The sequence below is a fragment of the Cyclobacterium xiamenense genome (genome assembly GCF_900109255.1).
In the GTDB taxonomy this organism is placed as follows: Bacteria; Bacteroidota; Bacteroidia; order Cytophagales; family Cyclobacteriaceae; genus Cyclobacterium; species Cyclobacterium xiamenense.
The window spans coordinates 102917-115846 of the sequence record NZ_FNZH01000010.1 but is presented as its reverse complement, the minus strand read 5'-3'; the positions used below and the strand labels follow the sequence as shown (position 1 = coordinate 115846).

Genomic DNA, 12930 nt, shown 5'->3' with positions numbered 1-12930 from the left:
GATGCACATACAGGAATTATTCAGTTTGAAGGAAAAAGTAATCGTGGTAACCGGCGGCTCGGGTCTCTACGGGAAATGCCTGGTGGAGGGGTTAGCGGAGGCAGGAGGCAGGGTCATCACCACCTCTCGAAATCTGGAATCGGCAGAAAGAACGGCCGCTGAATTTCAGAAAAAGGGGCTGGATGTTCAGCCCATGCAAGTGGACCAGGCAGAGCCAGATTCCGTACTAACCTTTACCCAAGCCTTAGAAATGCACTACGGTCGATTGGATGTATTTGTCAATAACGCGGTAGCTCGGCCCATGAACGGGTACAACGGGTCCCTGGAGCAGTTTGCCGAATCCATGCGGGTGAATGCAACCGGCATGTGGGACCTTCTACGGGCCATGATCGAGCAGATTATCGCCTCCGGTGGAGGTTCGGTAATCAATATCAGTTCCATGATGGGGATGAAAGGACCGGACCTGTCGAATTACGAAGGCACGGATATGGGAGATCTTCCACCGGACTATTTTTTCCACAACGCCGGACTGATCAACCTGACACGATTCCTGGCCAAAATGCATACCGGAAAACACATTCGATTCAATTGTATTTCGCCGGGCGGGCTATTCAACCATCAACCGGCGGCATTCGTGCGGAATTATTGCAAGAAAGTTCCTCTGGGACGCATGGCTGCCAACGACGATATAAAGGGCCTGGCAGTACTTCTGGCTTCGGACGCAGGGGCCTACATTAACGGGGAAAATATTCTGATGGATGGAGGCTTGAATGCCTGATAACCGGAAGCATGTGAAAAAAGCAATGTTTTATAGCTGGCAAGCAAATTGGATTTATTGGTGGTGCCAGCTAACTGGGCCCGGTGGTGGAGGGCTTGCGTTAGCGCGTCGGTAATTTTCGTTGCGCCGATCTTTCGAACAAAGCTTTTTGTTTTTTTCCGTCCGTCCCCCGTTACATCACCGCTCAAAACTTGCTCGTTAACGGCAGCTGGACCAAGTTAATAAAAGCAAACTACGTACTAAAAAGAAAAATTGATGAAAAAGATTAACCATCCAAAAAGAGCAGAAAACTTTGACACCGGCGCCTATTCGGATGCCATCCTCACGGGTGGTATGCTGTATGTCTCCGGTCAGGCTTCGGTAGATTTTGAAACATCTACCTTTAAATTGGGTACCATTGAGGAAGAGACCCGGCAAACGCTGGATAACATCAAAGCAATTGTGGAAGCCGCCGGTGGAAGCATGGATCGGATCGTAAAGTGCACGGTACATCTGGCCGATATTCGCGATTTTGATCGTTACAATACGGTCTATGCCAGCTATTTTAACGCAATCAAGCCAGCGCGCATCACGGTACAGTCGGTGCTGGCAGAAGGGCTAAAGGTAGAAATTGACTGCATTGCCAGCATACCCGAGGCCTCATGAAAAAACGATTCATCGTGGATGCCCATTTGGACCTGGCCATGAACGCCATCGAATGGAACCGGGATTTGCGCTTACCCTTGTCCGAAATCAGGAAAGCAGAGATGCACATGTCCGATAAGCCAGACCGGGGAAGGGGAACCGTCTGTCTACCCGAATTGCGAAAAGGCAGAATCGGGCTGGTAGTAGCCACCCAATTGGCCCGGTATTCCCCTCCCGATTCTCCGCTGCCGGGCTGGAAATCTCCCCAGCAAGCCTGGGCCATGACACAGGCACAACTGGCCTGGTACCGGGAAATGGAGCTCTTGGGGGAAATGAAGCAGATTACCAATCGATCGGAGTTGCACCAATTGGTCGCCTTGTGGCAGGATGAGTCGCTTCCTGACGAAGACAAACCCATCGGCTACCTGCTCAACCTGGAAGGAGCAGATTCGTTGGTCAGCGTGTCTTATCTCGAGAAAGCGTATGCCTATGGACTGCGGGCGCTTGGACTTTCCCATTTTGGTCCGGGTAGGTATGCGCCAGGTACCAAAACCGAAGGTCCGCTCACTGCACTCGGAAAGGAACTCCTGCAGGCCATGGAACGGTATCGCCTGATACTCGACGTGACGCATTTGACCGATACAGGCTTTGAACAGGCCATGGATGCCTACGCCGGCCCCATCTGGGCGAGTCACCACAACGTACGGAAATTTGTCCCGAACCAACGGCAACTTACCGATGCCCAGCTAAAAAAACTGATCAGCAGAGGGGCGGTCATTGGAGGCATGTTGGACTGCTGGGCCCTGGACATTCGCTTTATCGATACCGTCTCGGATCCCTGGCAGCTGGATATCCGTCTCGAAAAACTGGTGGATCACTGGGACCATATTTGCCAATTGGCCGGTAATAGCCTGCACGTGGGTATCGGTAGCGATCTGGATGGGATTTTCGGTACCGAGCAGTCTCCCTGGGATCTCAATTCTATCGCTGATTTGCAGAAATACGAGGAAATTCTGGACAAAAGAGGCTATCGTTCCCAGGACATAGACAACCTATTTCATGGCAATTGGCTTCGGTTTTTAGGAGAAGCCCTTCCGGAATAAGCCGCAAGCCATCGCCAGCTGATCTGCTAAACCCAATTATCTATGAACGCATCTTCCCAACTAGTCGCCGGCGCAGCCCGTTTGGAAATCACTCCTCCGTTGGGGACCATTATCAACGGTGATTTTGTCACGCATTATGCCCAGTCCATTCACGATCCGCTGTATGCCAAAGCACTCTGGCTGGAAACAGCCCGGGAGGTGCTTGTTTTCGTGGTGGTGGACATTTGCGTGATGGGCCAGGAACTGATTGATGAAGCCAAAGCGCTGATCCAGCAGCAGCTGGGTATACCTCCGGGTGCAATACTGGTTAGCAGCACCCACACCCATGCAGCCGGTTCGGTAGAGGAAGTGCATTTGGTACCCGCAGATAGGAGCTATCGGCGGCTACTGCCGTCTAGGATCGCCGGGGCCGTAGAATTAGCATCTGAGCGCAAAAAAGCAGCCCGGCTGGCTTTCGGCTCGGCACATGCTCCCGAACACGTACTGTGCCGGCGGTTTTGGATGCAGGAGGATTACTACCCAGGCAATCCGGTTACCGGAGGGAGGGATGCCGTCAAAACCAACCCATTTGGGGCTGAAAAGCAGGTAATCGGGCCCGTTGCCGAGCCGGATCCGGAACTCGGGTTCCTGGCCGTACAGGGAATCCAGGGAGATTGGATCGGTCTTTTGGCCAATTACTCCCTGCATTACGTGGGAGACTGGGATAACGGTACCATCACCGCCGATTATTTCGGTGCATTCAGCGAAGCCCTTCGGCAGCAGCTGGGAGCAGACGAATCTTTTGTGGGCATGCTTTCCAATGGTACCAGTGGAGACGTCAATATATGGGACTTCCGTAACGAAAAACAATACCCGGAAACGCACTTTTCCAAAAGCAGGTACATCGGGGAAGCACTGGCAGCCAAGGTGCGCGCTCAGATTGACACCTTGCGATGGGAATCCGATCCGGAGCTCAGCTATCGGTACGAAGCAGTCCCAGTAAACCGCCGATTGCCTGATAACGCTGCAATCCAACAGGCAAAGGAACTGGTGGCAGCGGCCGATTTTGAACGGCTGATTCCAAACCCGGAAGGGCTGCCGTTTTTATATGCGAGGGAGCAGGTTCTTTTGGCGCAGTTCGCTAAAGTGGCAACCTGCCCGGTCCAACTCTTCTCGATTGGCTCGGGCAGGATCGGAGCCCTGGCAGGGGAGGTATTTGCTGAAACAGGGCTGCAGATTAAGCGGGCGAAAGGTGGCCGGCCCTATTTTACCATCGGGTTGGCAAACGGCAATCTGGGCTACCTGCCGCCGGCACGCGAATTGGAACGGGGAGGCTATGAAACCTGGCGTTGCCGGATCAGTAACCTGGACGGCGAGGCCGAAGAGGTACTTCGGATGAAACTAATAAACTGGATTTCAGATAGATAGGTTGAAAAAAGAGCGGCTTTCGATAAAAAAATCGAAACGACCTTCGTCTCCAGCAGGACCAGGACAACCGCTAGTGTACCGGACGGTATTTCAAGGAAAGAATGTAGTACACCATGGTTTGGGCATCTTCCATGCTCACATCCGGATGGGGACTCATGACGGGATTTCCCCAGGAACCAAAGCCGCCGCTAATAATTTTTCTCGCCAATAGGTCGCGGTATGCCGGTTGAATCGGGTACCGCTCTGCAATGTCCGAAAAAGCCGGCCCTTTTGATTTCTTTTCTTCCCGGTGACAATCGTAACAGTCCGAATAGGCGATTAGGACTTCACCTCTGGACACGACCTCTTCCGGAACGGGTTCGTTTTCACCCGGGATTTTCCGGATGTATTCCTTTCTTCGATCCACCGTGTTCGAAGTGGCGGCTGGTTCTTTTCTGCCGCAGGCAACAAGCCAACCAACTACTAGCAGCCAAAGCAATAGTTTACCTAAAAGGACTGAAAGCAAATGCATGCCCAAAACTACTAAAAAAAGATAAATTTATCCGTATTTTATTAGGGAAAAAAGACAGCCAGAAATCGAAGGGAACGGCCAAAACTTTTTACATTTGAATTCAAAGGAAAGACCATGAAAAAATACATCGTACTTAGTTTCAGCGTTTATTTGGGGGTAATGACTGCCTTCGCTCAGGGTAATCTGGATTCCCAAATCGTGGACCGGGCAGCAGAGGTGGAAGACAAGGTACTGTCCTGGCGAAGGGACTTTCATGCCCATCCGGAGCTCGGTAACAAAGAGACACGCACCGCCGGTATTGTCGCGGATCACCTGCGGAGCCTGGGAATGGAGGTAACGGAAGGTGTCGCTGTCACAGGCGTGGTGGGCATATTGAAAGGAGGGAAACCCGGACCTACCGTCGCTTTGCGGGCAGACATGGATGCCTTACCCGTCACGGAACGAAATGAGTTGCCTTTTCGCTCGCAGGTGCGAACGACCTATAATGGGCAGGAGACTGGCGTCATGCATGCCTGTGGGCACGACTCGCACGTGGCCATTCTGATGGGGGCAGCTGAGGTACTGGCTTCCATGAAAAAGGATTTGAAAGGGACGGTTAAATTTATTTTTCAACCGGCAGAAGAGGGATTGGAGGACAAAACGGCCAGCACCTGGGGAGCGAAGCAAATGGTGGAAGAAGGCGTGATGGAGGATGTGGCAGCGGTATTTGGGCTGCATATCAATTCCCAAACCCCTGTTGGGGTTATAAAATACAAGCCCGGTCCCGCAATGGCGGCAGTAGACAACCTGGAAATACGTGTAAAAGGCCGACAGGCGCACGGGGCTTATCCCTGGTCCTCCGTAGATCCAATTGTGACTTCCTCCCAGATTGTCATGGGCTTGCAAACCATTGTTAGCCGAAACGTTAAGATTATCGAGATTCCGGCGATTGTCACCATCGGTGCGATCCATGGTGGGGTCCGACACAACATCATTCCGGAGGAAGTGGAAATGATCGGCACCATTCGTACCTACAGCGAGCCCCAGCAATCGTTGATTCACCGGCGAATTCGGGAAATAGCGGGAAATATAGCGGAAAGTGCGGGAGCAGCGGCAGAGGTCTCCATAAAAAAGATGTACCCGGTGACACACAACGACCCGGAACTTACGGAAAAGATGCGGCCGACACTGGAGAAAGTGGCAGGAAGTGAAAATGTCTGGCTACACGATCCGGTCACCGGGGCAGAAGACTTCAGCTTCTTTCAGAAAGAAAAACCAGGCTTATTTATTTTTCTGGGCGGCATGCCGGCCGATGGCGATCCGGAGACCGCTCCTTCTCACCATACTCCCGATTTTTACCTGGACGAGAGTGGTTTTGTATTAGGTGTCAAAGTCTTGAGCCAGTTGGCGGTGGATTACCTGGAAATGAATTGATTGATCGGAAGGGCAGTACACTTGGATTCATACCGGGCAATGGAATATCATCGGACCCGGAGCGACGAGGTGGCGCTGCTGAAAGCCACCCTTGTTCGGTCATTGCCGCCATTCCCAGGGTGCAAAAGGGTGCTTACAGGTTGTCGGGATCGGCTAAAAAAACAATTTCCTGGGGATTCAGTGCCCGTTGGTACAGGCGCAGACTGGCCATCTTTCCGTTAAAATAATTGTTTGCACCAAAGCCGATCTTTAAAGGTACGTCGGCATCCAGGTCATACACGTCGGTAGGGTCAATTTCCGAGCTGGCAACTAGCCCGCCGTCCAGGAAAAGAGCGAGCTTGTTTTTTGATTTTACCGCTGCCAGGTGGTGCCAACCGCCCGATAGGGGGCTTGGACTCAGGACATTTTTGCCTAGTTCAAAACCGAATATTTTTCCCGAGGGAAGTGTGCTGCAGTACAAGGTACCCTGGTTTTCGGCCATGGTCCAGGCCCTGCGGTACCGCACGTTGGGCGTATGATCGAGACGGGTTAGCTTTTTCCAGGTGGTATCCCCGGCATAGGCATACACCTCAGCGAGCGGAAGCGTGCCTGCCAGCAAGGTGCCATTGTGTACCAACATGCCCATTACTTCCAGTTCGGTTCCCAGCCGGCCCACATCCGCCCAGTTGTTGAGGCCATCAAAGCGGTATACCCTTCCGCTGGGCCAGGTGCCCACATACAATTTCCCGTGGTACACCACAAACGAATAGGTCTGTGTGTTGTCTCCGAGTTGGCCACAATCGGTCCACGACTGCCCGTCGTAGCGGTATACGTTTCCGCTATCGTAACTGCTTGCGTAAATGTAGCCATCGTATACAGCCAAAGCCACGACACGTTTTCCGTCTGGGGTGCCGCAGTCTACCCAGGTGGTACCTTCCTCCAGCCTAAAAAAACCGGCGGGCTGGTACAGCGAACTTGCATACAGGTCACCTTTATATACAACCAGACCGCCGATGGCCTCCGTATCGGGCAATTCGCCCGCAGGGATCCATTGCCCGTTTTTTGCATACCGCATGATTCTACCTCCTTTGGTCAGGTTTTCGGACTCGGGAAGGGAGGACCCCGCGAACCGGTATTTTCCGGTACCGGCGTACAGTTCGTCGTTAAAGATAGCCAGGGCCATGACGCTGTTGGACCCATCAGGTGAGCCGCAGTCTATCCACCGATTGAGGGAATCCAGGCGGAATACGTTTCCGGACTTATCTTTTTCCGGGTGGGACAGGCCTGCATAGAGCGAGCCTTCAAAGCTTGTCAATGAAAATGCCCCCAGGGTACTGTCCGGGCTGCCGTAGTCCTTCCAATCGGAAGCCTGATTGGCATTTATCCCAAAGTGAACCTGACTGAAATTGGCAAGACTGGTGGTGACCGCCTGCGTCTTCGTACTCAGGTGAAAGCCCGTTTGGTTAACGGAATCAAATTGGCTCAGGAGATCGCCCGATACGTCCCGATCATTTTTTCGCAGATTTATCCAAACCGAAATGGAAAAATCTCCGGTCCCTAGTCGGGGCGCTTCATCCGAGGCAAGTTCCAGCCATGCCTTTTTGCCAGTAAATTCCACAGCGGTACCCGATTGCCCGGTTGGCCCCTGGGCATTAAAATTCATTTCGCCGCGAACAAGGGCATGCCGATTGGCCCCCGAATGGTCCCGGGCATCACCGGCAAATTTCCAGTGGGCGAATTGCCCGTTAGTTAACGAACGGGAATCTCGCTCGCTGCAGGCCCAGGTCAAGAAAAGAAGTAACAGAAAGGGTGAGATTTGGTAAATATGTCGATTCATCGCTACGTTTTCCAGGCTAGGTTTCCATCTGGAGGTACCAATATAACCAAGAATCCCGTATCCTGCGAAAATTTTACGAGGGAGATTTCCTTGAAACTTACTACTGCAATTTTTCACCAAATAATAGATGTAAAACATTTTGATCTTGTTGAATAAAATTTTATTTTTAAGGTAACGTACACGTAACGAATAGCCTTAAACCTAAAGTAACTTTTTGTTCATCCTTTAACACACTACATCATGAAACAACATTACGCAATGCTGGGCAATCGGGCGAAACGGTTGCCAGACTCCAGTAAAAAGAGGAAATTCTTCATTCCTCCAAAAATTTTAACACTTTCCCTGATTGCAACGATTTTTTGTTGGTTTTCGGGCAATTTTGCCAGCGCCCAGCAGGGGACGCAGATCACCGGGCAGGTTTTTGATAATTCTTCCCGGGAAAGCTTACCGGGCGTCAACATTTTGATCAAGGGGACGTCCACTGGTACCGTTACCGACATCGATGGTTCCTATTCCATCCGTGTGCCGAATGAAGATGCCGAATTGGTGTATTCTTTTGTGGGGTATTTGACCCAGGAAATACGGGTAGGTAATCGAACCACCGTCAATGTGGACCTGGTTGCAGACCAGACCCAGTTGGAGGAAGTGGTGGTAGTCGGGTACGGTACGGTGAAGAAAAGCGACCTTACCGGCTCGGTGGTACGTGTAGACCCGGAGAGCTTTAAAAATCAAAGTAACGTACAGCTTACGGACATGTTGGCGGGAACCGTTGCGGGATTCAATGCCAATCAGGGGACCTCAGCTGCAGGCGGTAGTTCCCTGGAAGTACGGGGCCCTACCTCACTGAGCGCAGGGACGGAACCCTTGGTTGTTTTGGATGGGGTGATTTTCAACGGAAGCCTCCGGGACATCAATCCCAACGATATTGAATCCGTGGATATACTCAAAGATGCCAGTTCCGCAGCCGTTTTCGGGGCACGGGCGGCATCCGGGGTAATTTTGGTGACCACCACGCGGGGCACCGCTGGCAAACCAACGATTAATTTCACCACGAAGTTGGGAGTCGCAGGACCGACCAGTGATGCGTTCGCCGTCCGTGGTCCGCAGGGTTACCTGGATTTCAGGAGAGACTATTTCCGGACACTGGGGCAGGCCCAGCCTGATTATTTTTGGTTCAGTCCCGAAGAATTGCCCGAGGGTGTTACGCTCGAGCAGTGGCGGGCCTCCAACAACAATCCAAACCCGGATGACACCAGAGAGTGGCTATCGCGGTTGAATTTCTTCCCAGACGAGGTAGAGGCATACCTGGCAGGGGAAACCATCAATTGGCGAGACGAAGTAATGAAGCCCGGCTTGCGGCAGGAATACGACCTTAGTGTAGGTGGAGGAACGGATAAAGTGAAATACTACTGGTCCCTCGGGTACCTGGATAACGAAGGCATCATTGTGGGGGACAAGTTTTCCACGATACGCTCCCGGGTAAACCTGGATTTTGAGCTGACCGATTGGATGAAGGTGGGGCTGAATTCCCAGTTTTCTTCCCGGGACGAAAGTGTGGTGCAAGCCAATCTCACGGGCATGTACCAAACCGGTCCCTATGCACAAATGTACGAAGAAGATGGATCCGTCAAGTGGTTTCCTCATGGCTATATTGGTGGACAAAATCCATTGATCAATTACCTGGGTCAGGATCGTTTCCACAAGCGGAACAGCTTTTTTTCCGCACTCTATACCGAGTTCAAGCTTCCGTTTGGGATCACTTTCCGGTCTTCCTACCAACCAAGGCTTGAAAGCGTAAGGGATTACAATTATTGGTCTCCAGAGACCATTACAGGTGGGCAAACCTTTGCCGGAGGCAGGGCAACCCGCTTTGAATCCAATACATACGAGTGGATGGTGGACAACCTGTTGAAATGGAACAGGGAATTCGGTATCCACAGTTTCGATGTTACCTTCCTGTACAACCTGGAGAAAAACAGGATATACAGTTCCAGTATGGCCAACCAAACCTTCCTCCCCAGCTCGGTTTTGGGCTACCACGGGATGCAATTTGGCGGAGACCCCACCATAGGAACAGATGACATCACCTATACCGGTGACGGCTTAATGGGTCGGATCAATTACACCCTCATGGGAAAATACCTATTCACGGGCTCCCTGCGCAGAGACGGTTTCAGTGCATTTGGACGGGAGAATCCCCGGGCCATATTTCCGGCCCTCGCCTTCGCCTGGCAAATTTCCGACGAGGCATTTTACAATTCCAGTCTGATCGATCAGCTTAAGATGCGCCTGTCCTGGGGTGTCAACGGAAACCGGGACATAGGTCCGTATTCTGCGTTTGCCCAAATGGGCAGCAACCAATATTTCAACGGCTCGCAGGTGCAAATGGGGATTTTCACGTCGACCCTTTCCAATCCGGGACTCTCCTGGGAAGAAACCGAATCCTACAACCTGGGCTTTGACATCGGTATTTTAGCTAACCGCATCAACCTGACGCTGGATTATTACGACATGAGCACGGTGAATCTCCTGGTGGACCGTTCGCTTCCACGGGTTACAGGTTTTGAAAACGTGACCACCAATATTGGCGAGCTGGCCAATAGGGGCTTTGAAGCCACGGTGGGAGCGGTAGCCGTCAACCGGCCTAATTTCAGCTGGAGGACCAATGTCAACTATTCCATGAACCGAAACGAAATCATCTCGCTTTTCGGGGATACCGGAGAGTATACCCTTCAGGGACAATCCATCGTCGGGGAAATTCCGGATTTTGAAAACGAATGGTTTATCGGTCAGCCCATCGATGTGGTCTGGGACTACAATATTTTGGGCACCTGGCAGACAGAAGAGGCCCAGCAAGCTGCCGAGTATAACCTTAGCCCCGGAGACATCAAAGCAGAGGATGTGGATGGAAATGGCGTGTACGAAGCGCTGCAGGATAAAAAATTCATTGGATTCAGCCAACCAAGGCACCGGATTGGCTTCCGGAATGACATCACCTTTCTCCGAAATTTCACCGCTTCGGTTTTTATCCGGGCAGACCTCGGGCATATGCGGCCGTTTTCACCCTCTGTAGCCGGATGGTCTACCTTTGACAGAAGGAGTACCGCCAATTACCCGTATTGGACGCCTGACAACCGCACCAACGATTATCCGCGGTTGAGCGTGAACGATTCTCCCTTTGGTGGCGGCGTGATGCCGTACAAATCCTCTTCCTTCGTGCGGATTCAGGACGTTTCGCTATCCTACAATTTACCCACCCCAATTTCACAGCGATACGGCATGCAAAATTTACGCATCTTTGGGTCGGTCCGAAACCTGGCTACTTTTTCCAGTTGGCCGGGCTGGGATCCTGAGTCCGGACTATTGCCCATGCCACAAATAGTCACCGTTGGATTTAATTTATCACTGTAAAATTGCCGAAGAGATGAAACGATATATCAATGCATACCTTATATTAACGCTGCTGTTTTTTACGACCACAGCTTGTAACGAGGATTTTCTCGAGCCCCAGCCCCTGTCCTTTTTTACCACCGAAAACGTATTCGTAGACCGGGCTGGTTTTGAAGCGCTTTTGGTAACGATGCGCAAGGACCTTACCCGGGAACAAACCGCACAAAAAAACTTCATGGCCCACCAATGGGCGGCGTCTGAAGCCGGTGTTCCCTGGCTACAAATGGACTTTACAGCCCTTACACCCAATTCCGACCGGTACCAACAGTTCGTCACCCAGATCAACGATATCTTTGAAATGGTGAAGAATGCCAATGTGGCCATCACACGGATTGATGATCTGGAATGGGCCGATCCGGAGGATCGAAACGAAGTCCTCGCAGAAGCCTATTGGCACCGTTCCTACTGGTACTACCGGTTGATCGGAAACTATGGGGATTTGCCCTTCTTAAAAGAAGAGGTGCGGGGAGTCCGGCTTGATTTTCAGACCCACAGTAGGTGGGCAATTCTGGATCAGATTCAGTCAGACATGGAGTTTGCGGTGCAGCATTTGCCGGTTTCGGCTGCACCAGGGATACCGACCAAGGGAGCGGGCGATCACTTGCTTACCAAGATTTACCTGGCCAATATGGAATTCGACAAGGCCATCGCTTCGGCAGACAGGGTTATCAATGGCCCCTATGCCCTGATGACCGACCGATTTGGCGTGGAGGCAGATGACCCTTCTAAAAACGTAATCTGGGATCTTCACCGACATGCGAATAAGAATAGCGGGCAAAATACCGAGACGATTTTGGCTTTCGTAGACAGGTGGGAAGCACCACCAACGGCACGGACCCCCGGCTTGTTTACCATGCGGGTGTACAACTGTTCCTGGTGGCATTCCTCGATCGGTAAAGACAAAGACGGCAACCGGGGAACCATTGATCGGGGCCCCCTGTACGATTCGCTAGGAAGGGGCAATCCGGATGTGGCCTTAAGTGATTGGCACAGTTACGAGATTTGGGAAGAGGCCGGTTTTGATTATACCACCACCCCCGATTTGCGAAGGGCCGATATTAACTGGTTTGACCGAGAGGAACTGTATTACAACAATCCTGCTTCCTCTCAATACATGGAACCATTCGACCCCGAAAACATGGATATTCCTTCCGAATATTGGGCCAGGGTGTACCCGTCTCCTTTTTACAAAACCTATTCCCCGAACGCGCCAGATCAAACCAGCATTCCCATGGGAAGTAACGGGGACTGGTACATCTTTCGACTGGCAGAGACTTATCTCCTGAGAGCCGAAGCGTATTATTGGAAAGGCGATTTGGCCAGTGCCGCCACGGATATCAATACGGTCCGGCAACGGGCCAATGCTCCCGCAATCGGCGCCAGTGAGGTGACCATCGATTTCATATTTGACGAAAGGGCCCGGGAGTTATTTGCCGAAGAGCCCCGGCAAAACGAATTGAACCGGGTGTCTTACATCATGGCTGCCAGAAACGAGGGTGGATACAGCCTGGAAAGCCTCCACGAAAAGAACTGGTATTACGATCGAGTAAGAACCTTGAATAACTTCTATGACCGTACCGATGAAATCATCCTCCTGGGTCAGCGGCCCCGAATCATGCCGTACCATTTTCAGTGGCCCATCGACGACGACATGGTCAATTCCAATACCCTGGGAAGAATCAACCAGAACCTGGGATATACGGGTGCTGCCAATAATGTGCCTCCGCTGGAAGTGATTGAGTAGAAAAAACCAGGCATCCGAATGGATATCCCCCACTGCAAACGCGTCGGTTCGATCGGCAGGTAGTGGGGGATTCATCGGGTCTGG

General features: G+C 51.8%; 9 protein-coding genes. 7 read left to right on the top strand and 2 right to left on the bottom strand.

What is annotated here, in order from left to right; translation table 11 throughout:
* Position 1: 1 nt before the first annotated feature.
* The 4 genes from BMW71_RS20910 to BMW71_RS20895 all read left to right on the top strand — a co-directional run bounded on the left by BMW71_RS20910 (position 2) and on the right by BMW71_RS20895 (position 3912).
* Positions 2-778: an SDR family oxidoreductase gene (locus BMW71_RS20910; protein WP_092178369.1), complete on the top strand. Its 777-nt coding sequence runs from the start codon at positions 2-4 to the stop codon at positions 776-778.
* A 255-nt stretch (positions 779-1033) separates the two neighbouring features.
* A complete protein-coding gene (locus tag BMW71_RS20905; protein ID WP_092178367.1) occupies positions 1034-1423 on the top strand; it encodes a RidA family protein in 390 nt (129 codons plus the stop codon).
* On the top strand, positions 1420-2505 hold the full coding sequence (locus BMW71_RS20900; protein ID WP_092178365.1) for a dipeptidase: 1086 nt from the start codon (positions 1420-1422) through the stop codon (positions 2503-2505). Before BMW71_RS20905 ends, BMW71_RS20900 begins: the two co-directional genes overlap by 4 nt.
* 42 nt (positions 2506-2547) lie before the next feature.
* Entirely contained in the window at positions 2548-3912 is a 1365-nt protein-coding gene (locus tag BMW71_RS20895; RefSeq protein ID WP_092178363.1) for a hypothetical protein, read from the top strand.
* A 70-nt stretch (positions 3913-3982) separates the two neighbouring features.
* Here BMW71_RS20895 and BMW71_RS20890 read toward each other — a convergent pair whose 3' ends face one another.
* On the bottom strand, positions 3983-4390 hold the full coding sequence (locus BMW71_RS20890; RefSeq protein WP_244891258.1) for a c-type cytochrome: 408 nt from the start codon (positions 4388-4390) through the stop codon (positions 3983-3985).
* A 147-nt stretch (positions 4391-4537) separates the two neighbouring features.
* On the opposite strand from BMW71_RS20890, the gene BMW71_RS20885 reads away from it, so the two are divergent.
* Entirely contained in the window at positions 4538-5836 is a 1299-nt protein-coding gene (locus BMW71_RS20885) for an amidohydrolase (protein WP_092178359.1), read from the top strand.
* Positions 5837-5969: 133 nt separating this feature from the next.
* Here the strand turns inward: BMW71_RS20885 and BMW71_RS20880 are convergent, their stop codons facing one another.
* Positions 5970-7652, bottom strand: a complete 1683-nt coding sequence (locus BMW71_RS20880; protein ID WP_177179725.1) for a LamG domain-containing protein — start codon at positions 7650-7652, stop codon at positions 5970-5972.
* Between the two features lie 240 nt (positions 7653-7892).
* Here BMW71_RS20880 and BMW71_RS20875 point away from each other — a divergent pair, with 240 nt between their 5' ends.
* A complete protein-coding gene (locus tag BMW71_RS20875; protein ID WP_244891257.1) occupies positions 7893-11063 on the top strand; it encodes a SusC/RagA family TonB-linked outer membrane protein in 3171 nt (1056 codons plus the stop codon).
* Between the two features lie 13 nt (positions 11064-11076).
* Positions 11077-12846: a RagB/SusD family nutrient uptake outer membrane protein gene (locus tag BMW71_RS20870; protein WP_092178355.1), complete on the top strand. Its 1770-nt coding sequence runs from the start codon at positions 11077-11079 to the stop codon at positions 12844-12846.
* Positions 12847-12930 lie beyond the last annotated feature (84 nt).